Origin of the sequence: Variovorax beijingensis, from assembly GCF_007828835.1 — a bacterium.
In the GTDB taxonomy this organism is placed as follows: domain Bacteria; phylum Pseudomonadota; class Gammaproteobacteria; order Burkholderiales; family Burkholderiaceae_C; genus Variovorax; species Variovorax beijingensis_A.
The window spans coordinates 1052890-1072991 of record NZ_VIVL01000001.1; the positions used below are offsets into that span (position 1 = coordinate 1052890).

The following is a 20102-nucleotide window of genomic DNA, read 5'->3' on the forward strand; positions in this document are numbered from 1 at the left end:
TGCGCAACAACAACTTCTGGTTCATCTGGCCGGTGCCGTTTTCCGGAAAGTTGACCGAGGTCAACGCCCGAAAGCATGCCCCCGAATCATAGTCCCGGCTCGGGCCTCGGCCATTCACCCAAGCAAGAAGGAGAGACATGTCTTCAGTAAGAACGGACAAAGAGGCATCCACCACCCTGGACGACGCCCTCAAGCCCAAGAACAGGGCCAACGACGGCGACGCGGTCGTGCTGGCCCTCAAGCAGCCCACGGAGGAGGCGCACGACACGACGATCGATGGCTTCCACCTGGTCATCGATGCGCTCAAGCTGAACGACATCGACACCATCTTCGGCCTGCCGGGCATTCCCATCACCGACCTCACGCGCATGGCGCAGGCAGAGGGCCTGCGGGTCATCTCGTTCCGCCACGAGCAGCATGCGGGCAACGCCGCCGCCGCGGCCGGCTTTCTCACGCAGAAGCCCGGCATCTGCCTGACGGTGTCGGCGCCCGGCTTCCTGAACGGCCTCACGGCGCTGGCCAATGCCACCACCAACTGCTTCCCGATGATTCTCATCAGCGGCTCGAGCGAGCGCGAGATCGTCGACCTGCAGCAGGGCGACTATGAAGAGATGGACCAGCTCGCAATCGCCAAGCCGCTGTGCAAGGCCGCCTTCCGCGTGCTGCACGCGGAGGACATCGGCGTGGGCATTGCGCGGGCGATCCGCTCGGCCGTGTCGGGCCGCCCCGGCGGCGTGTACCTGGACCTGCCGGCCAAGCTGTTCGCGCAGACCATGGATGCAGCCAAGGGCAGGGCTTCGCTCATCAAGGTCATCGATCCCGCGCCGCGCCAGATCCCCGCACCCGACGCGGTCAAGCGCGCGCTCGACCTGCTCAAGGGCGCCAAGAAGCCGCTGATCCTGCTCGGCAAGGGCGCGGCCTACGCGCAGGCCGATGCCGACATCCGCGCGCTGGTCGAGAAGACCGGCATTCCCTACCTGCCGATGTCGATGGCCAAGGGCCTCTTGCCCGACACGCACGCCCAGTCGGCCGCGGCCGCGCGCTCCTACGTGCTGCAGGAAGCCGACGTCGTGATGCTGGTGGGCGCGCGCCTGAACTGGCTGCTGTCGCACGGCAAGGGCAAGACCTGGGGCCAGGACAAGGGCGCCAAGCAGTTCATCCAGATCGACATCGCGCCGACCGAGATCGACAGCAACGTGGCCATTGCCGCGCCGGTGATCGGCGACATCGGCTCCTGCGTGGCGGCGCTGCTCGCGGGCGTCGATGGCAAGTGGGCCAAGCCGCCGGCCGAATGGACCGGCGCCATCGCCGAGCGCAAGGACAAGAACCTCTCGAAGATGGCCGTGACGCTGGCCGCGCGGCCCTCGCCGATGAACTTCCACAGCGCGCTCAGCGTGATCCGCGACCAGGTCAAGGCCCGGCCCGACGCCATCGTGGTGAACGAAGGCGCCAACACGCTGGACTTCGCGCGCAGCATCGTCGACATGTACGAGCCGCGCAAGCGCCTGGACGTGGGCACCTGGGGAATCATGGGCATCGGCATGGGCTTTGCGGTGGCCGCCGCGGTGGTCACCGACAAGCCAGTGATCGCCATCGAGGGCGACAGCGCCTTCGGCTTCAGCGGCATGGAGGTGGAGACCATCTGCCGCTACAACCTGCCGATCTGCATCGTCGTCTTCAACAACAACGGCGTCTACCGCGGCACCGACGTGAACGCGAGCGGCACATCCGATGTGGCGCCCACCGTGTTCGTGAAGAACGCGCGCTACGACAAGCTGATGGAAGCCTTCGGCGGCGTGGGCGTCAACGCCACCACCGCGGATGAACTGCAGAAGGCGCTGGCCGAAGCCGTGGCTTCCCGCCGTCCCACGCTCATCAACGCCGTGATCGACGAGACCGCCGGCACTGAAAGCGGCCGCATCACCAGCCTCAATCCGGCCACGGCCAAGAAGAAGTAAGCCTTTCCATTCAATCAGGAGATACGCAGCATGAGCAGCAACAACAAACCCCTCAACGGCATCAAGATCATCGACTTCACGCACGTGCAAGCCGGTCCGGCCTGTACCCAGATGCTGGCCTGGTTCGGCGCCGACGTGATCAAGGTCGAGCGCCCCGGCGCCGGCGACGTCACCCGCAGCCAGCTGCGCGACATTCCGAACGTCGACGCGCTGTACTTCACCATGCTCAACAGCAACAAGCGCTCGATCACGCTGGACACCAAGAAGCCCGAGGGCAAGGCCGTGCTGGAAAAGCTGATCCGCGAATCCGACGTGCTGGTGGAAAACTTCGGCCCCGGCGCACTCGACCGCATGGGCTTCACCTGGGCGCGCATCCAGGAACTGAACCCCAAGATGATCGTCGCCTCGGTCAAGGGCTTCAGCGACGGCCACCACTACGAGGACCTGAAGGTCTACGAGAACGTGGCGCAGTGCGCCGGCGGCGCCGCCTCCACCACCGGCTGGTGGAAGGGCGAGAACTCGGTGCCGACGATCTCGGCCGCCGCGCTGGGCGACTCCAACACCGGCATGCACCTGGCCATCGGCATCCTGACGGCCATCATCGGCCGCCAGCAAACGGGCAAGGGCCAGAAGGTGGCCTGCTCGATGCAGGACGCCGTGCTCAACCTGTGCCGCGTGAAGATGCGCGACCAGCAGCGCCTGGACAGCGTGGGCTACCTGGAGGAATACCCGCAGTACCCGCACGAGATGGACGCCTTCAAGGACAAGGTGGTGCCGCGCGGCGGCAATGCCGGCGGCGGCGGCCAGCCGGGCTGGATCCTGAAGTGCAAGGGCTGGCAGACCGACCCCAACGCCTACATCTACTTCACGGTGCAGGGCCACGCCTGGGACCCGATCTGCGACGCGCTCGGCAAGCCCGAGTGGAAGACCGATCCCGACTACATGACCCCCAAGGCCCGCCAGCCGCACATCGACCAGATCTTCGCGACCATCGAGGACTTCATCAAGGACAAGACCAAGTTCGAGGCAGTGGACATCTTCCGCAAGCACGACATTCCCTGCGCCCCGGTGCTGTCGATGAAGGAACTGCTGCACGACGAGTCGCTGCGCAAGAGCGGCTCCATCGTCGAAGTGCCGCACAAGGAGCGCGGCAGCTACTGGACCATCGGCAGCCCGATCAAGTTCTCGGACCTCAAGCCCGAGGTCACCGCCTCGCCGCTCCTGGGCGAGCACACCGAAGAGGTGCTGGCGGAACTGGGCTACACCAAGCAACAGATCGACAACCTGAAAGAAGCAAAAGCCGTGTAGCGGCTCCCCTGGCGCCGCCCGTTCGAAGGTACGGGCGGCGCCGGGAAATCGACATGAAGCGCCAGAGGAAAACATGCAAGCGAACGTTGATTTGAAGCAGCTCGTCGAAGGCGCCGGCGACGCGATCATGGTGTGCGACGCGCAAGGGGCGATCACGCTCTGGAACCGCGCGGCCGAGCGCATCTTCGGCTTCACCGAAGCCGAGGCGCTGGGCCAGTCGCTCGACATGATCATTCCCCAGCGGCAGCGCCAGCGCCACTGGGACGGCTACCAGAAGACCATGGAAACCGGCATCACCAAGTACGGTGCGGACTTGCTGCGCGTGCCGGCGCTGCACAAGGACGGGCACACGCTGTCGATCGCCTTCACGGTGTCGATGCTGTTCTCGCAGAGCCGTGAAGTCACGGGCATCGTCGCCATCGTGCGCGACGAAACCACCCGCTTCGCCGAAGAGCGTAAATTGCGCGCTCGTCTGCAAGAAGCAGAGGCCACGATCAAAGGAGACAGCTGATGAGCAGCAAGGCACTTGAGGGCGTTCGCATCCTCGATTTCACCCACGTGCAGTCCGGTCCCACCTGCACCCAGCTGCTGGCGTGGTTCGGCGCCGACGTGATCAAGGTGGAGCGCGCCGGCGAAGGCGACGCCACGCGCGGCCAGCTGCGCGACATTCCCGGCGTGGACAGCCTCTACTTCACGATGCTCAACCACAACAAGCGCTCGATCACGCTCGACACCAAGAAGCCCAAGGGCAAGAAGGTGCTCGATTCGCTGATCAAGACCTGCGACGTGCTGGTGGAGAACTTCGCGCCCGGCGCGCTCGAGCGCATGGGCATCACCTGGGCCCACATCCAGGAGCTCAACCCGCGCATGATCGTGGCGTCGGTCAAGGGCTTCGGCCCCGGCAAGTACGAGCACTGCAAGGTGTACGAGAACGTGGCCCAGTGCGCCGGTGGCGCGGCCTCGACCACCGGCTTCGAGGACGGCCCGCCGGTCGTCACGGGCGCGCAGATCGGCGACAGCGGCACCGGCCTGCACCTGGCGCTGGGCATCGTGGCGGCGCTCTACCAGCGCAACAGCACGGGCCGCGGCCAACAGGTGCTCGCGCCCATGCAGGACGCGGTGCTGAACCTGTGCCGCGTGAAGATGCGCGACCAGCAGCGGCTGGAGCGCACCGGCACCATGCACGAATACCCGCAGTACCCCGACGGCAAGTTCGGCGACGCGGTGCCGCGCGCGGGCAATGCCTCGGGCGGCGGCCAGCCGGGCTCGATCCTCAAGTGCAAGGGCTGGGAGACCGATCCCAACGCCTACATCTACTTCATCACGCAAGGCGCGGTGTGGCCCGCGGTGTGCAAGGTCATCGGCGAGGAAGGCTGGATCGACGACGAGGCCTACGCCACGCCGGCCGCGCGCCTGCTGCACCTGAAGCCGATCTTCGCGCGCATCGAGCAATGGACCATGACCAAGACCAAGTTCGAGGCCATGGACATCCTCAACCAGTACGACATTCCGTGCGGGCCGATTCTCTCGATGAAGGAAATCGCCGCCGATCCGTCGCTGCGCGAGACCGGCACCATCGTCGAGGTCGACCACCCCACGCGCGGCAAGTACCTGACGGTGGGCAACCCCATCAAGATGTCCGACAGCCCGACCGAGGTCACGCGCTCGCCGCTGCTTGGCGAGCACACCGACGAGGTGCTGATGCAGCTGGGCTACACCGCCGGCGACGTCGAGGCGCTGCGCGCCGAGGGCGTCATCTGAACTGAGGCGCGGTTTTTTAAAGGCACCGTAAAACCGCAGGCGGTAATACGCCTGCGATGGGAATTCGTCGCCGGTTATGTATAACTTATCAAGAATGCATTCAATAAAATAGTTTAACTATTATTTATCTATCATCGAATCTACATTTTGATCATGCCGATCCGCAAACCATTTGACGCCCGGCATTCAATTTCTAGGAGAAATTTCATGATCGATGATTTGCCAATTCAATACTGGAGCAGCGAAACCGAGCGCAACGCCTACAACGCGGCGTTCTACGAATTGGGGTTCCGCTGGCACTGGGACCGTGAAGTCTATTGCCAGCTGCTGCGCGAAAGCCAGGACGGCGTCGAGCGGATCTGCCATTACCTGCGCACCCACCAGCCTCATCTTTTGCGCGCCTACGACGCCAAATTCCTGGCCGAGGTGATCGAGCAGAAAAAGGAAGAGCATCAAAAGCGCGAGCTCGAAGCCGGCGCCATGAAAAAGCGCTATTTCAACTGGGCCGAAACCCGCGGCGCCGAACTCGGCACCTGAAAGCCATCATGAATATCCACGAATACCAGGGCAAGGACGTATTGCGCAAGTACGGCGTTCCCACGCCGCGTGGATATGCATGCTTTTCGCCCGACGAGGCGGCCGATGCCGCCGCGCGGCTTGGCGGCCGGGCCTGGGTGGTCAAGGCGCAGATCCATGCGGGCGGCCGCGGCAAGGGCGGCGGCGTGCGGCTGGCCTGGTCGGCGGCCGAAGTGCGGCGCCATGCCGACGAACTGCTCGGCATGACCCTGCGGACGCACCAGACGGGCCCGCAAGGCCGGCTGGTGAAGCGGCTGCTGGTGGAGGAGAGCGTCGAGATCGAGAAGGAGTTCTACCTCGGCATGGCGGTCGACCGCGAATCGCGCCGCGTGGCCCTGATGGCCTCGAGCGAAGGCGGCATGGACATCGAGGACGTGGCGGCGCGCACGCCGGAAAAGATCCGCAAGCTCTTCGTCGATCCCTCCACCGGCGTGAAGGCGGCTGAGGCCGACGGCCTGGCACGCGACATCGGCTTTTCCGGAAAGCTGCTGCCGCAGGTGCGCACGCTGGTGCAGAACCTCTACCAGGCCTTCGACGCCTGCGATGCTTCGCTGGCCGAGATCAACCCGCTGGCGCTCACGCGCGACGGCCGCGTGCTGGCGCTGGACGCCAAGTTCAACTTCGATCCGAACGCGCTGTTCCGCCAGCCCGAGATCGCCGCGATGCGCGACCTCGACGAGGAGGACCCGGCCGAGGTCGAGGCCTCGAAGTTCGATCTTTCCTACATTGCGCTCGACGGCGACATCGGCTGCCTCGTGAACGGCGCGGGCCTCGCGATGGCCACGATGGACGCGATCAAGCTCTACGGCGGATCGCCCGCCAATTTCCTGGACGTGGGCGGCGGCGCCACGGCCGAGAAGGTGACCGAAGCCTTCAAGCTGATGCTGCGCAATCCGAACCTGCGCGCGATCCTGGTCAACATCTTCGGCGGCATCATGAAGTGCGACGTGATCGCGCGCGGCGTGGTGGCCGCGGCGCGCGAGGTCCAGCTGGCCGTGCCGCTGGTGGTGCGCATGAAGGGCACCAACGAGAGCCTGGGCAAGACCATCCTCGGGCAGTCGGGCCTGCGGATCATCAGTGCGGACGACATGGCGGAGGCGGCCGGGCTGGTCGTGACTGCGGCACGGCGGGGGGGCATAGGACCATGAAGTCTTTTGTGCATCGCGTTGTGTTTGGCTTGCCCTGTTCAGGGCGCGCTCCCGCCGACGGGGTACGCGGCGAAGCGAATGTCCCCCGCCTTCGGCTCCTCCTTTATTTCGCTGCGCAAGGCACCCCATCGGCGGGATCGTTGGACAGAGCGGTCGTTGATCAGCGATACACGAGCATCGTGCCCTCGGGCACAGGGCATCGGGTGCTCCCCGCAGCGAGATCAAGGAGGAGGCCGAAGGCCGGGGGACATTCGCCGAGGGGAGTACCCGGTGGCCTGTGCACGCGCCCTGAACAAGAACAACAGCGAGGCTGACATGTCGATCCTCATCAACAAGCACACCCGCGTCATCACCCAGGGCATCACCGGCAAGACCGGCCAGTTCCACACGGCGATGTGCCGCGACTACGCCAACGGCCAGAAATGCTTCGTCGCCGGCGTGAACCCGAAGAAGGCGGGCAAATCCTTCGACGGCATTCCGGTGTTCGGCACCGTGGAGGAAGCCAAGGCCGAGACCGGCGCCACGGTATCGGTGATCTACGTGCCGCCGCCGTTCGCCGCCGCGGCCATCGACGAGGCGGTGGATGCGGGGCTCGAGCTCGTCGTGTGCATCACCGAAGGCATTCCGGTGCGCGACATGATCCGCACCCGCCACCGCATGGAAGGCAGCAAGACCCTGCTGCTCGGCCCCAACTGCCCGGGCCTCATCACGCCCGAGGAAATCAAGATCGGCATCATGCCCGGCCACATCCACCAGAAGGGCCGCATCGGCGTGGTATCGCGCTCCGGCACGCTGACCTACGAGGCCGCGAGCCAGCTCGCGAGCTTCGGCATCGGGCAGTCGACCGTGGTGGGCATCGGCGGCGATCCGGTCGGCGGGCTGCGGCACATCGACGTGCTGAAGATGTTCAACGACGACCCGCGCACCGACGCCGTGATCATGGTCGGCGAGATCGGCGGCAGCGACGAGGAAATCTGCGCGCGCTGGATCAGCGAGCACATGCGTAAGCCCGTGGTCGGCTTCATCGCCGGTGCCAGCGCGCCGCCGGGCAAGCGCATGGGCCACGCGGGCGCCATCGTCTCGGGCGGCAAGGGAACGGCGCGGGAAAAACTGGCAGTGATGAAGGAGTGCGGCATCCACGTGACCGACAACCCGGCCGAGATGGGAAAGCTGCTCGCCTCGCTGGTGATCCCCGACTACCTGCCCTTCGACTGAACGCAGAACCACTCCAACAGAAAGCAAAGGAAGGCGCGACATGCAGCAGCAACAGCAGCAACAACAACGGTGGGTCCGTTTCGAACACGGCGGTGAAACCGGCTTCGGCACGCTCGAAGGCGATGCCGTGCACGAGCACCGCGGCAACATGTTCGACCGCCCGGAGCCGACCGGCCGCGTGTTCCTGCTCTCCGGCGTGCGGCTGCTCACGCCCACCGAGCCGACCAAGGTCATCGCGCTGTGGAACAACTTCCACGCGCTCGGCGAGAAGCTCAAGCTCGCGGTGCCGGCCGAGCCGCTGTACCTGCTGAAGGCGCCCAACTCCTACCTTGCGCCCGGCGCGGCCATCCGCAAGCCCCTGTGCGAGGGCAAGGTGGTGTTCGAGGGCGAGCTCGGCATCGTCATCGGCAAGGCGTGCACGGCCGTGTCCGAGGCCGACGCGCTCGGCCATGTGTTCGGCTACACCTGCGCCAACGACGTGACCGTGGCCGACATCCTGAACCGCGACGCCTCGTTCGCCCAGTGGGTGCGGGCCAAGGGCTTCGACACCTTCTGCCCGATGGGCCCGGTGGTGGCCACCGGCCTCGATCCCGCCACGCTCACCGTCACCACGCGGCTCGACGGCGAGCTGCGGCAGAACTATCCGATCAGCGACATGCGCTTTTCGGTCCAGCAACTCGTGAGCCTGATCTCCCAGGACATGACCCTGCAGCCCGGTGACGTGATCCTGTGCGGCACCTCCATCGGCGTCGGCTCGATGAAGCCCGGCAGCCTGGTCGAAGTGGAGATCGGCGGCATCGGCAGGCTCGGCAACCGCTTCGGTTGAAACCCGCGCCGGAAGAATCAACAACCTTGGGGATCGACATGAAGATAGCAGTCATCGGAGCGGGCGCCATCGGCGGCCTGGTGGGCGCGAAGCTCGCCCTGGCCGGCGAGGACGTGACGTTCATCGTGCGCGGGAAGAATCTCGACGCCATTGCCACCAACGGCTTCAAGCTCATCGGGGCCGATGGCACGGAACAGGTGGCGCGCAACGCCCGGGCCACCGACCGCTACGAGCAGGCGGGCCCGCAGGACATCGTGATCCTCGCGATGAAGGCGCACCAGGTCGAGGCGGTCGCGAACGATGTGCCCAAGCTCTTCGGGCCCGAGACGGTGGTGGTGACGATGCAGAACGGCATCCCGTTCTGGTACTTCCACAACCACGGCGGCGCGCTGGCAGGCACGCCCGTGCGCAGCGTCGATCCCACCGGCCTGGTGGCCGCGAAGATCCCGGCCGGGCGCGTCATCGGCTGCGTGGTGTATCCCGCCTCCGAACTGACGGCGCCGGGCGTGGTGAAGCACATCGAGGGCGACCGCTTTCCGGTCGGCGAGCTCGATGGTTCTTCGAGCGAGCGCGTGAACCGCGTCTCGGCCTGCCTGGGCGCGGCCGGCTTCAAGGCGCCGGTGCTCGACAACATCCGCGCCGAGATCTGGCTCAAGCTCTGGGGCAACCTGACCTTCAACCCGATCAGCAGCCTCTCGCACTCCACGCTGGTCGACATCTGCCAGTACCCGCCGTCGCGCGAGCTGGCCGCCGCGATGATGCGCGAGGCGCAGGCGGTGGCGCACAAGCTGGGCATCGAGTTCCGCGTGACGCTCGACAAGCGCATTGCAGGTGCCGAGAAGGTGGGCAAGCACAAGACCTCGATGCTGCAGGACGTGGAGGCCGGGCGCGCGCCGGAGATCGATGCGCTGGTGGGCGCGGTGGTCGAGCTGGCCCGGCTCACCGACACGCCAACGCCTCACATCGACACCGTGTATTCCCTCGTCAAGCTGCTGGCGCGTACGATGGAAGAACAGCGCGGCCGCGTCTGCCTTCACGAGATGGCGGGCTAGCTCCACTCAGGCTGCGCAATCCGGCGCCGAGGGGGCGCCGGTCGTGCGCTGTGATCGATCGATGAAATGGAACGGATGATGCGACGTACACGCAGCGCGAAGATCGTGGCCACACTGGGCCCCGCCACCACCGACGAGCCGGCCATCCGTGCCCTGTTCGAGCGCGGCGTGGACGTGTTCCGGCTCAACTTCAGCCATGGCACGCAGCATGACCATGCGCGCCGCCTCGACACCATCCGGCGGCTCGAGAAGGAGTTCGGCCGGCCCATCGGCGTGCTGCTCGACCTGCAGGGGCCCAAGCTGCGGCTGGGCACCTTCGAAGGCGGCCGCGCGCAGCTCGATGCGGGGTCGCGCTTTCGGCTCGACATGGATGCCGCAAGCGGCAATGCGCGCCGCGCGCCGCTGCTGCATCCGGAAATTTTCGCGGCGCTGCAGGTGGGCACCGATCTGCTGCTCGACGACGGCAAGCTGCGGCTGCGCGTGGACAGCTTCGGCCCCGACTTCGCCGAGACCACGGTGCTGGTCGGCGGCCCGATCTCCGACCGCAAGGGCGTCAACGTGCCGAGCGTGGTGCTGCCGATCTCGCCGCTGACGCCCAAGGACCTGGACGACCTGGCCTGCGGACTGGCCATGGGCGTGGACTGGGTGGCGCTGTCCTTCGTGCAGCGCCCCGAAGACATCGAGGAGGCGCGCGCCATCATCGGCAAGCGCGCCTGGATCATGGCCAAGCTCGAGAAGCCCGCGGCCATCGACCACCTGGACGCGATCGTCGACCTGTGCGATGGCGTCATGGTGGCGCGCGGCGACCTTGGCGTGGAGCTGCCGCCCGAGCGCGTGCCCGAGCTGCAGCGCCTGATCGTGCGTGCCTGCCGCAAGCGCGGCAAGCCGGTGGTGGTGGCCACGCAGATGCTCGAATCGATGATTGCCGCGCCGGTGCCCACGCGCGCCGAGGTGTCCGACGTGGCCACTGCCGTGTACGACGGCGTGGATGCGGTGATGCTGTCGGCCGAATCGGCTTCGGGCAAGTACCCGCTGGAGGCCGTGGCCATGATGGACCGCATCATCTCGCGCGTGGAGGCCGATGCCTCGTACCGCATCGGCATCGACGCCACGCACGAGGCGTCGCTGTCGACCACGGCCGACGCGGTGTGCGCATCGATGCGGCAGGTGGCCGCGCTGCTTGCGCCTGCCGCCACCGTCACCTACACCTCGTCGGGCTTCACCAGCCTGCGCGCCGCGCGCGAGCGGCCGGCCGTGCCCATCATCAGCCTCACGCCCGACGTGGCCACGGCGCGCCGCATGGCGATGGTGTGGGGCGTGCATGCGGTGCTGGTCGACGACGTGCACGACGTGGCCGAGATGATCGAGTGCGCCTGCCGCAACGCCTGCACCGAGGGCTTCGCGAGCAGCGGCACGGACGTGGTGGTGGTCGCGGGCCTGCCGTTCGGGCTTTCGGGAACGACCAACCTGCTGCACGTCGCGCGCATACCCTAGCCTTCTCTTGAGTGCGGCCCCGGGCGCAGTACGATGCCCGCTCGATTGCAGCAGCCACCCTTTTCCGAATGAAGCACGCGACCCTGCGCCAGTTGAAAGTCTTCGAGGCGGTGGCGCGGCTGCTGAGCTTCTCGCGCGCGGCGGAGGAGCTTCACCTGACGCAGCCGGCCGTCTCCACGCAGGTGCGCAAGCTCGAGGAGCACGCGGGCAATGCGCTGTTCGAGCAGTTCGGCAAGAAGATCTACCTGACCCCCGCCGGCACCGAGCTGCTGCAGATCAGCCGCGCGATCATCCAGCAGTTCGAGGCGGCCGAGAACGCGATGCTGCAGTTCAACGGCGTCTCGGGCGGCAAGCTCAACGTGGGCGTGATCAGCGCGGGCGATTACTTCTTTCCGCGCCTGCTGGTGGAGTTTGCGAGCCGGCACCGCGGCGTCACGCTGAACTTCACGGTGCACAACCGCGAAGGGCTCATGACCCACATCGCGGAGAACCTCACCGACCTGGCGATCATGGTGCGGCCACCGACGGACCTGGACACCGTCAACCAGCCGTTCGCGCCGCATCCCTACGTGATCGTCGCGGCGCCCAACCATCCGCTGGTCGGCGTGCCGCGCATCCCGCTCGCGCGGCTCATGCGCGAACCCTTCGTGGTGCGAGAGAAAGCCTCGGACACCTGGCATTCGATGGAGGAGGGCTTTGGCGGCGACCTCAGCGGCATCAACATCGCGATGGAGATCCGCAGCACCGAGACCATCAAGCAGGCGGTGATCGCGGGCATGGGCGTGAGCTTCGTGTCGGCCCACACTATCAGCCAGGAGATGCGCGCCGGCAGCCTGCGCGTGCTCGATGTGCAGGGCTTTCCGCTGATGCTCAACTGGTACGTGGTGCACCGGCGCAGCAAGCGGCTGCCGCCGGTGGCTCAGGCCTTCAAGGACTTCCTGCTGGCCGACGGGCCGGCGCTCATCTCGCAGATCGTGCCGTTCGAGAGTCCCAACGAAAAAGAGCGCGGCGAATGACTCGCGCGCGCTCTTGATGGAGAGTGAATCTGCTGCGGCGGCTCAACGCTGCACGGCCGCCGAACGGCGTTGCATCAGCGCGGCGCGTGCGGCCTTGTAGAAGATCACGATGGGCATGGCGGAGAACAGTTCGCGCATGGCATTGCTGGCGGTCGTCGACGAGGCCGGCGTGCGGAAGGCGCTGGAATTCAGGGTGGTGTGGCTCATGAGGGCTCCAGGAAGATTGAATCGAAAAGACCGAAGGGATTACCCTGGATTTTAGGGTTTACCCTAGACGGGCGCAAACGCCATTTTTGGGTTTCTTGACCGAGGTCAATTTTTCTGGCCACAAAACAGGTCTCTGCATCCGCGCGCTGCTGGAGTGCTTCGCGAGCGGATGCGGGCGGGCGCGCAATGCGCGATGCGCCACACGCAACGCGAAGGCCATCGCATGCGCCGCGGCGTATGCACGCGAGCCGCGCACGCGCCGAGGCCTCGTGCTAGGGATATCACGGGGGACGCGAGAGCGCGCGATTCGTGTGAACTTGACTGCGGTCAAGAGTTTTTGAGTCGCTCGGTCCGACAGTCATTCACGCGCAGAAAACTGGCGATTCCCCTGCCGCGTAGCGATGTCAAAGAAGCCTCGTCGCCTGTCGATGCGCATCGATCGCTCGACCGATTGCTCCGTATTCGCAGCCTGTCGGAATTCAACGAAAACACCTAGGACAACTCCATGACTCGGCCCACCTCCACGATCGCAGGTTCCAACCCCGCGATATATCCCCCATCCGAAACCTATGGCGCCAGCGCGACCCGTTCCGAGGCCTACCGATGGGGCCAGCTGCTGATCGGCATCGTGTGCATGGCGATGATCGCCAACCTCCAGTACGGCTGGACGCTGTTCGTCAATCCGATTGCGGAGAAGCACGGCTGGAGCCGCGCCGCCATCCAGGTGGCCTTCACCATCTTCGTGCTCACGGAAACATGGCTCGTGCCGATCGAAGGCTACCTCGTCGACCGCTTCGGCCCGCGGCCGGTGGTGCTGGTGGGCGGCATCCTGTGCGGCCTCGGCTGGGTGATCAATTCGGTGGCCTCCACGCTGCCGCTGCTCTACATTGCGGCGGCCATTGGCGGCATCGGCGCCGGCGCCGTGTACGGCACCTGCGTGGGCAATGCGCTCAAGTGGTTTCCAGACCGGCGCGGCCTTGCGGCCGGCATGACGGCCGCGGGCTTCGGCGCGGGCTCGGCGCTCACGATCATTCCGATCTCCGCGATGATCCGCACCAGCGGCTACGAAGCGGCGTTCCTGTATTTTGGGATCGGGCAGGGGCTCATCGTGTTCCTGCTCGCATGGATGCTGACCCGCGCGCCCCATCACGCCAAGGCATCGAACAGCCGCAACGTGCAGCAGGCGGGCCGCGACTATGCGCCTTCCGAGGTGCTGCGCTCGCCCGTCTTCTGGGTGATGTACGCGATGTTCGTGATGGTGGCCGCGGGCGGTCTCATGGCCACGGCCCAGCTCGCGCCGATCGCGCAGGATTTCAAGATCATGGACGTGCCCGTCAACATCATGGGCCTGGTGCTGCCCGCGCTGACCTTCGCGCTGGCGATCGACCGCGTGCTCAACGGGCTCACGCGGCCCTTCTTCGGCTGGGTGTCCGACAAGATCGGGCGCGAGCAGACGATGTTCATTGCGTTCGCGCTCGAGTCGGTGGGCATCCTGATGCTCTACCACTACGGCCACAACCCGATCCTCTTCGTGGTGCTTACCGGCATCGTGTTCTTTGCCTGGGGCGAGATCTACAGCCTCTTTCCTTCGACCTGCGCCGACACCTTCGGCTCCAGGTACGCGGCGTCCAACGCCGGCATGCTCTACACCGCCAAGGGCACGGCCTCGCTGCTGGTGCCGCTGTCCAGCGTGCTCGCAGCAGCCACGGGCAGCTGGCAGGCCGTCTTCATTGCTGCGAGCGCGGTCAATGCGGCCGCGGCGCTCTTGGCCTGGTTCGTGCTGCGCCCGATGCGGCGCAAGCATATCGAGCAGAGCCGGCTTTCCTCGTAGTCCGCCCATGGTTCGCGCGGCAGGCCAGCAGCCGCGCCGCTCGCCGCCTCAGCGCAGGCCGATGCGCGAGGCGCGCATGCGCAGCAGCTCGGCCTGCGCCGGATCGGTGGGTTCGATGTCGTCCGCCGCAACCTGCAGCGCACGCATCTGCTCCACCTCGCCGATGATCCTGTTCGGGCTCAGCAGGGCCTCGACGAGCATCAGGGTTTCGTCGAGGAGCCCCTTGAAGGCGTCGGCAAGGCTTTCGGCGGCACCGGCATGGAAGGGTTCGCGAATGGTGGGCATCGATCAACTCCTGGTTGCTTGGAATGCCTTCATCTTGGGCCCGCGTTCGCATCAAGTAAAACGATATTAATTGCCAGTTGAGTGCAAAATTAATGCACTCAAACGGGATGTGGCATGGACATCAACTTGGCCCGGACTTTCCTCGAGATCGTGGAGACGCGCAGCTTCCGGCGCGCCGCCGAGCGGCTGCACGTCACGCAGACTTCGGTGAGCGCGCGCGTGCGAACGCTCGAGGAACTGCTGGGCCGGCCGCTCTTCGTGCGCAACAAGGCGGGCGCGGTGCTCACCGCGGCCGGCGAGCAGTTCCTGCCGCACGCGACCACGCTGGTGCAGGTGTGGGAGCGCGCGCGCCACCAGGTCGCGGTGCCCAGCGGCAGCCGCGCGGTGCTCGCCATCGGCTGCGAGATCAGCCTGTGGGACCCGCTGCTGCTGCAATGGCTGCTGTGGATGCGCACGGCCGCGCCCGAGCTGGCCATCCGCACCGAGGTGGGCTTTCCGCACGACCTGCTCGACAAGGTGGCCGCGGGCGTGCTCGACATCGCCATCGCCTACGCGCCGCAGCAGCGGCCCGGCCTGCGCGTGGAACTGCTCATCGAGGAGAAGCTGGTCATGGTCACGACCGCACAGCGCCCGCGCGTGCCGCGGCCCGCGGACTATGTGTACGTGGACTGGGGCCCGGAGTTCGCGGTGCAGCACGGCCTGGCGTTTCCCGAGCTTTCCAATGCCGCGGTGAGCGCCGGGCTCGGGCCGCTCGGGCGCGAGTTCCTGCTGGCCGCGGGCGGCACTGGCTACTTCCGGCACGACGTGGTGCGCAGCCACCTCGAATCGGGCCGGCTGCGCCGCGTGCCCCACACGCCGGAGTTTCTCTACCCGGCGTATGCGGTGTATGCGGTGGGAGCGGACGCCGCCATCGTCGATCCCGCGCTTGCGGGCCTGCGGCAGGTGGTCAAGGCGAAGCCGGAGGCCTAGGCAGCCAGCATGTGCCTTGCACGCTCCACGCGCTCTTCATGCGACTGCAGCAGCGACTCGTAGTACAGGCACAGCGGCATGGCAACGAACACCATGCCCGCGACGTAGACGATCAGCCCCATCAGCGGAAAGTCGTCGCCTCCCCAATAGGGAATGGACGCCACCGCGGCGCCTGCTGCAATGACTGCCATCACGCACTGGAGCGCGTGGCGCAAGAACGTGGTTCGCGAGTAGCCCGGCGGGTCGTACTTCTGACGGTCCAGCATGGAACACTCGCCCTTGTCTCCTTCACCGTGCATCGTCGTTCCTTGTTAGAAGGGCGTTAACGATTTTTAACCCTGCGAATTACCGCGGTCAAGGCGGCAGACCCGCAGCTCAGTCGTACTTGAGCGTGTAGATCAGGTCGAGCCCGCTGGTCTGACCGGCCTGCCCGCGCAGCGTAAGGCGCTGCGTCAGGTCGTAGAAGATGAAGATGGTGCCGAAGGTGCCGCCCAGGCTGCGTTCGTAGGTGAGGTAGAAATCCTTCGACAGCCGCTTGCCGAGCGTGACGGCCGACTCGCGCAGGTCGCCGCCATTGCCGGGGCCCTTGAAGCCGAGTTCGTCGAGGCCGAAGCGGCTGGCCAGGCTGCCGCCGCTCGTGCCCTTGCTGACATGGCCGATCAATGCGAGCGCCGCCTGCTGCAGCAGCGCCGATTCGCCGCCGCTGGTGGCCGAGGCGCGGCCGAGCACCACCCAAGACAGCGTCTCGGCGTCGGACAGCGCGGGCTCGGAATAGAGCTTGACGCGCGGCGACTGCGCAGTGCCCGTGATCTGCACGCCGGCGCGCTGCGAGATGTTGGGCCGGATGGCCAGGATGTCGAGCGCAGGATTGTCGAAGGGCCCGTTGAAGCGCGCCACGCCGGTTTCCACGTCGAGCTGCTGGCCGTAGGCGCGGTACTGGCCCCGCACGGTCTTCACTTCGCCGGTGATGCGCGGCGGCGCATCGAGGCGGGTGCTGCGGATCTCGAGGTCGCCCTCGAGCCGCGTGGTGATGCCGCGCCCCTGCACCGCGAAGTCGTCGCCCATGTCGAAGTTCACCACGATGTCGGGGGGCTTCGCGGTCTGCGGCCTGGCGGCCTGCGCCTCGTTGCGCGCGGCATCGCGCCGCGCCTGCTCGGCCATCTCGCGGTCCTTGGCGGCGGAGCGCACCACCACGTCGGTGCCGAGGCTCGGCGCGGTCTCGTCGGGCAGGATGATCACCGCGCGGTCGGTCCTGAGCTTGCCGCGCACGCTGAACTGGCCGTTGTCGAGCCGCGCCTGCAGGCTGCCCGAGAGCGTGAGCTGCCGGTCGGTGCGCACCAGCACGCGCAGCGCGCGCAGGTCGGCCTGCAGCGCCATGCGGATGCCCGTACCCGCGGCGCCGGCCGCACCCCAGGCCATGTCGCCGCGTGCCGAGAGCGAGCCGCCGTCGCTCGCGGCCTGGCTGGCCGCGGTGCTGCGGTTGCCGCTCTGGCCGCCGATGCGCACCGTGCTGCCGGCGCCGCCCTTGAGCGTGAATTCGGTGATCTCGACGCGCTCTCCGGTGAGCGTGGCGCGCAGCCGGCCGTCGCGCAGGTCCAGCCCTTCGACCGGCGCGCGCAGCGCGAGCTTGTCGGCGCCCAGCGCGCCGTTCCAGCGCGGCGCCGCGCGGTTGCCCGAGAGCGCGGCATCGGCATCCAGCGTGCCCGCCACGCGCCAGCCCGGTGGCGCGAGCATCGACCACACGCCAAGGTTGGGCAGCGTGGCCTTGACCTTGCCGGCCAGCGGCGCATCGGGCGCCCATTGCCAGCCGCCTGCGCGCTGCTGCATGCGCGTGTCGAGTTCGGCGTTGATTCTGCCCGCGCGTTCGCTGTCCCAGGCCAGCGTGGCGCGCACGGCCTCGCCTTGCGCATCGAGCCGCAGCTCGGCCTGGCGCAGGCCGGCCGGCGTGCTGGGCGTGGTGCCTTGCGCGGTGGCGGAATTCATCGTGCGCTCGCTGGCCGTGCCGGTGCCGCGGCTCGTGATGCGCGTGACCAGCGCGGCCTCGCCCGCCTGCACGCGGATGTCGCCGCTCTGGCGCGCGATCCGCGCATGGGCGCGCAGGGTGTCGCCGGCATCGATGTCCCAGTCGCCGTCGAACAGGAGGTCGCCGCTCACGCCGATCTCGTTGAAGGTGGCGCTGGCGCCGAAGGCCTCGGCCCAGGCCATCGGCAGCCCCTGCAGCTTGCCCTTGGACTGCAGGCGGAAGGCCTGGTTGGGCGCCGCGCCGCTTTGCGTGAAGCGCAGCGGCTGCCATTCTATGCGCACGGTGCCGGGCGCCGGCCCGCGCAAGGTGGCGGCAGCGGCCGAGGCTTCGAGGTCGAGGCGGCTGCTGCTGCCGCTTCCGCTGGTCTTGAGGGTGGCGGTGAGCTCGCGGCCGAGCTCCAGCGTCCAGGGCGCGCTGGCGGTGGCGGGCCGCGTGCTGTCCTGGGCCTGCAGGCGCAGGCTGGCGAGCGCCGCGCGCCACTGGTTGGGTCCTGCAAGGCCGCCGCTCGCGCGCGCGTCGAGCGCGAGCTTCTGCGTGCCGGTGCTGGCTTCGCCCTGCAGCGAGAGCGTGGCCTGCGCCAGGCTGCCGGCAAGGTCCGCGCGCAGGTCTTTCAGCTGGACCGTGGTGGCCGCTGCATTGCCATCGGCAGCCGGCATGCGCAGTTCCAGGTGCGGCACGCCCAGCGCGGCCTTGAGGCTGGGCTCCGCAACGCCGCGCTGGACCGGCGCATGGGGGTTCTCGAGCCGGCGCTGGATGGTCTGCCAGCCGCCCTGCCAGCTGGCGTCGAGCCGCGCGGAGCCCTTGGCGGTCTTGCCCGCGAACAGCTTCGACAGTTCGGGCAGGCCTTCGATCCAGCGCTGCACGGCTTCGGCGTCGTCGATGCGCGCCTTGATCTCGCCGGCCCCCTGCGCCGGCGCCATGCGGCCTTCGAGCTGCGCGCCGCCGCCCGGCAGCGTCAGGTCGAGCTTGCCGCTCGCGGCCTGCTCGGCCACGCGCACCTGGAGCCGGCCCGCGATGCTGGCGCGCTCGGCCTCGAGGCGCAGCGTGCGCAGGTCCAGCACCTGGTTCTTCCACTGGCCCTGGGCGAGCACGCGGTCGAGGCCGAAGCCCGGCATGGCCGCACTGCCGGCACCGCCCGCGGCACGCAGCGCGAGGTCGAAGCCGATGGTGTCCTCGCGCTGCTGCGCCGTGGCCGTGCCGTTGATCGGCGCGCCCGACAGCTCGCTGTGCAGCAGGCCGGGCCGCACGCCGCGCACGGTGGCGCGCGCCTGCCAGGGTGCGGGCGCGGGGCTCCAGCGGCCTTCGGCGTCGATGCGACCGCCGCCCGCGCGCAGCGTGGCTTCGGGGATCGTCCAGCTGGTGCCGTCGAAGCCCACGCGCGCCTCGACCTGCTCGAGCGGCAGCGCGCCCTTGTCCCAGGGCCCGGGCAGCGCGTTGCGGATGCTGACCGAGGCCTGCCAGGCGGCGGGCCCGGTGGCTGCGTCGGGCTGCAGCTCGACCGTGCCGGTCAGGCGGGTGCGCGGTGCGCCGGGCCAGAGGCTGGCCGCGTCGACGTTGCGCAGATCGGCCTTGGCATCGATGACGGGCTGCGGCAGCCAGGGCGCGACGTTCGCCTGCAGCTTCGCTTCCATGGGCGCTTCGGCATCGGGCTCGGCCGGCTTCAGCTCGGCCGCCACCTGCAGGCGCGCGCCGGTGCCCGCGAGAGTGCCCTTGATGGCGGCCTGGGCCAGCACCTCGATGCTGCGGCCCTCGGCCAGCGGCGCCTTCACGCGGCCATCGAGCGCGGCGTCGAGCGCCATCGGCGCGGGCCCCTGCAGCTTGACGCGCGCGCTGTAGTGGCCGTCGGCAATGTCGACGCCCTTGACCTCCAGCTGGTGCTCCGCGCCGGTGTAGCGGTAGCTGCCCGCAAGCTGGTTGGCCTGCAGCGCGGGCGGGCCGGTCCAGCGCAGCTCGTCGATGCGGAACGGCAGCTCGACCTCGATGGGCAGCGCGAGCTGTTCGAGCGGCTCGGTGGGCGTGTCGCTCGGCGGGCCGCGGCGTTCGATGAGCAGCCGTGCCGCATGCACTTCGCCGAGCTGCAGCTTGCGCTGGAACAGCGGCGCCAGCTGCCAGCCGACGCTGGCCTCCTGCACCTCGACCGACAGTTTCTCGCTTTGCCAGCGCAGCCAGCCGATGCGCCCACCGGTGCGCAGCGAGCCCGTGACCTCGCGGCTTTCGAGCGTCTGGCCGGCGGGCAAATAGCGCGCGGCCTTGGCCAGCGCGAAGGCCAGCGACTGGTTGGAGCCGATCCACCACCATGCGGCCGCGCCGATCACGAGCACCAGCGCGAGCAGGCCCGCGAACGTCCAGCCCAGCGCACGCAGCGCGCGCCGCGTGCGGGAGCGTTGTGTGCGTGGCGTGGCCTGGGGTTCGGCGTCGGTCTGCATCGATGGG

General features: G+C 67.8%; 17 protein-coding genes. 13 read left to right on the plus strand and 4 right to left on the minus strand.

Annotated elements, in window-relative coordinates:
* Positions 1 to 137: 137 nt before the first annotated feature.
* The 11 genes from oxc (at position 138) to FB547_RS05110 (ending at position 12354) form a co-directional block, all read left to right on the plus strand.
* Entirely contained in the window at positions 138 to 1958 is a 1821-nt protein-coding gene (gene oxc, locus FB547_RS05060; RefSeq protein WP_145740124.1) for an oxalyl-CoA decarboxylase, read from the plus strand.
* Between the two features lie 30 nt (positions 1959 to 1988).
* Positions 1989 to 3266, plus strand: coding sequence for a formyl-CoA transferase (frc, locus tag FB547_RS05065; protein ID WP_025569427.1), 1278 nt, complete (start codon positions 1989 to 1991; stop codon positions 3264 to 3266).
* A 73-nt stretch (positions 3267 to 3339) separates the two neighbouring features.
* A complete protein-coding gene (locus FB547_RS05070; protein ID WP_025569426.1) occupies positions 3340 to 3777 on the plus strand; it encodes a PAS domain-containing protein in 438 nt (145 codons plus the stop codon).
* Positions 3777 to 5027 (plus strand): formyl-CoA transferase, encoded by a 1251-nt coding sequence (frc, locus tag FB547_RS05075; protein WP_025569425.1) that lies wholly within the window; start codon positions 3777 to 3779, stop codon positions 5025 to 5027. The genes FB547_RS05070 and frc (FB547_RS05075) overlap by 1 nt, the downstream gene beginning before the upstream one ends.
* A gap of 153 nt (positions 5028 to 5180) precedes the next feature.
* Positions 5181 to 5564, plus strand: a complete 384-nt coding sequence (locus FB547_RS05080; protein WP_374710065.1) for a hypothetical protein — start codon at positions 5181 to 5183, stop codon at positions 5562 to 5564.
* An 8-nt stretch (positions 5565 to 5572) separates the two neighbouring features.
* Positions 5573 to 6751, plus strand: a complete 1179-nt coding sequence (sucC, locus tag FB547_RS05085; protein WP_145740126.1) for an ADP-forming succinate--CoA ligase subunit beta — start codon at positions 5573 to 5575, stop codon at positions 6749 to 6751.
* Between the two features lie 315 nt (positions 6752 to 7066).
* Positions 7067 to 7966 carry a succinate--CoA ligase subunit alpha gene (sucD, locus tag FB547_RS05090; RefSeq protein WP_145740128.1) on the plus strand — a complete coding sequence of 300 codons (900 nt, stop codon included), beginning with the start codon at positions 7067 to 7069 and terminating at the stop codon, positions 7964 to 7966.
* Positions 7967 to 8006: 40 nt separating this feature from the next.
* Complete coding sequence (locus FB547_RS05095; RefSeq protein WP_145740130.1) at positions 8007 to 8792, plus strand: fumarylacetoacetate hydrolase family protein; 786 nt, start codon at positions 8007 to 8009, stop codon at positions 8790 to 8792.
* A gap of 38 nt (positions 8793 to 8830) precedes the next feature.
* Positions 8831 to 9844: a 2-dehydropantoate 2-reductase gene (locus FB547_RS05100; RefSeq protein ID WP_145740132.1), complete on the plus strand. Its 1014-nt coding sequence runs from the start codon at positions 8831 to 8833 to the stop codon at positions 9842 to 9844.
* A gap of 78 nt (positions 9845 to 9922) precedes the next feature.
* Entirely contained in the window at positions 9923 to 11338 is a 1416-nt protein-coding gene (pyk, locus tag FB547_RS05105; RefSeq protein WP_145740134.1) for a pyruvate kinase, read from the plus strand.
* Between the two features lie 68 nt (positions 11339 to 11406).
* On the plus strand, positions 11407 to 12354 hold the full coding sequence (locus FB547_RS05110; RefSeq protein ID WP_145740136.1) for a LysR family transcriptional regulator: 948 nt from the start codon (positions 11407 to 11409) through the stop codon (positions 12352 to 12354).
* A 42-nt stretch (positions 12355 to 12396) separates the two neighbouring features.
* On the opposite strand, the gene FB547_RS33265 is transcribed toward FB547_RS05110, so the two are convergent.
* Positions 12397 to 12561 carry a hypothetical protein gene (locus tag FB547_RS33265; RefSeq protein ID WP_186454109.1) on the minus strand — a complete coding sequence of 55 codons (165 nt, stop codon included), beginning with the start codon at positions 12559 to 12561 and terminating at the stop codon, positions 12397 to 12399.
* A gap of 505 nt (positions 12562 to 13066) precedes the next feature.
* Between FB547_RS33265 and oxlT the strand changes: the two genes are divergently transcribed.
* Complete coding sequence (gene oxlT, locus FB547_RS05115; RefSeq protein ID WP_145740137.1) at positions 13067 to 14392, plus strand: oxalate/formate MFS antiporter; 1326 nt, start codon at positions 13067 to 13069, stop codon at positions 14390 to 14392.
* A 48-nt stretch (positions 14393 to 14440) separates the two neighbouring features.
* On the opposite strand, the gene FB547_RS05120 is transcribed toward oxlT, so the two are convergent.
* Positions 14441 to 14677, minus strand: a complete 237-nt coding sequence (locus FB547_RS05120) for a hypothetical protein (RefSeq protein ID WP_145740139.1) — start codon at positions 14675 to 14677, stop codon at positions 14441 to 14443.
* A gap of 114 nt (positions 14678 to 14791) precedes the next feature.
* Here FB547_RS05120 and FB547_RS05125 point away from each other — a divergent pair, with 114 nt between their 5' ends.
* Positions 14792 to 15646 (plus strand): LysR family transcriptional regulator, encoded by an 855-nt coding sequence (locus FB547_RS05125; protein WP_145740140.1) that lies wholly within the window; start codon positions 14792 to 14794, stop codon positions 15644 to 15646.
* Here the strand turns inward: FB547_RS05125 and FB547_RS05130 are convergent.
* Together FB547_RS05130 and FB547_RS05135 are read right to left on the minus strand one after the other, a co-directional pair.
* The gene (locus FB547_RS05130; protein WP_145740142.1) at positions 15643 to 15945 is read right to left on the minus strand and encodes a hypothetical protein; all 303 of its coding nucleotides are present in this window, start codon (positions 15943 to 15945) and stop codon (positions 15643 to 15645) included. The genes FB547_RS05125 and FB547_RS05130 overlap by 4 nt on opposite strands.
* Positions 15946 to 16021: 76 nt before the next feature.
* The gene (locus FB547_RS05135) at positions 16022 to 20095 is read right to left on the minus strand and encodes a translocation/assembly module TamB domain-containing protein (protein WP_145740143.1); all 4074 of its coding nucleotides are present in this window, start codon (positions 20093 to 20095) and stop codon (positions 16022 to 16024) included.
* Positions 20096 to 20102 lie beyond the last annotated feature (7 nt).

Excerpts from the sequence above, each read along its gene's own strand:
- oxc (WP_145740124.1), top strand. The coding sequence starts at position 138 with ATGTCTTCAGTAAGAACGGACAAAGAGGCATCCACCACCCTGGACGAC.
- frc (WP_025569427.1), top strand. The coding sequence starts at position 1,989 with ATGAGCAGCAACAACAAACCCCTCAACGGCATCAAGATCATCGACTTC.
- FB547_RS05070 (WP_025569426.1), top strand. The coding sequence starts at position 3,340 with ATGCAAGCGAACGTTGATTTGAAGCAGCTCGTCGAAGGCGCCGGCGAC.
- frc (WP_025569425.1), top strand. The coding sequence starts at position 3,777 with ATGAGCAGCAAGGCACTTGAGGGCGTTCGCATCCTCGATTTCACCCAC.
- FB547_RS05080 (WP_374710065.1), top strand. The coding sequence starts at position 5,181 with ATGCCGATCCGCAAACCATTTGACGCCCGGCATTCAATTTCTAGGAGA.
- sucC (WP_145740126.1), top strand. The coding sequence starts at position 5,573 with ATGAATATCCACGAATACCAGGGCAAGGACGTATTGCGCAAGTACGGC.
- sucD (WP_145740128.1), top strand. The coding sequence starts at position 7,067 with ATGTCGATCCTCATCAACAAGCACACCCGCGTCATCACCCAGGGCATC.
- FB547_RS05095 (WP_145740130.1), top strand. The coding sequence starts at position 8,007 with ATGCAGCAGCAACAGCAGCAACAACAACGGTGGGTCCGTTTCGAACAC.
- FB547_RS05100 (WP_145740132.1), top strand. The coding sequence starts at position 8,831 with ATGAAGATAGCAGTCATCGGAGCGGGCGCCATCGGCGGCCTGGTGGGC.
- pyk (WP_145740134.1), top strand. The coding sequence starts at position 9,923 with ATGCGACGTACACGCAGCGCGAAGATCGTGGCCACACTGGGCCCCGCC.
- FB547_RS05110 (WP_145740136.1), top strand. The coding sequence starts at position 11,407 with ATGAAGCACGCGACCCTGCGCCAGTTGAAAGTCTTCGAGGCGGTGGCG.
- FB547_RS33265 (WP_186454109.1), bottom strand. The coding sequence starts at position 12,561 with ATGAGCCACACCACCCTGAATTCCAGCGCCTTCCGCACGCCGGCCTCG.
- oxlT (WP_145740137.1), top strand. The coding sequence starts at position 13,067 with ATGACTCGGCCCACCTCCACGATCGCAGGTTCCAACCCCGCGATATAT.
- FB547_RS05120 (WP_145740139.1), bottom strand. The coding sequence starts at position 14,677 with ATGCCCACCATTCGCGAACCCTTCCATGCCGGTGCCGCCGAAAGCCTT.
- FB547_RS05125 (WP_145740140.1), top strand. The coding sequence starts at position 14,792 with ATGGACATCAACTTGGCCCGGACTTTCCTCGAGATCGTGGAGACGCGC.
- FB547_RS05130 (WP_145740142.1), bottom strand. The coding sequence starts at position 15,945 with ATGCACGGTGAAGGAGACAAGGGCGAGTGTTCCATGCTGGACCGTCAG.
- FB547_RS05135 (WP_145740143.1), bottom strand. The coding sequence starts at position 20,095 with ATGCAGACCGACGCCGAACCCCAGGCCACGCCACGCACACAACGCTCC.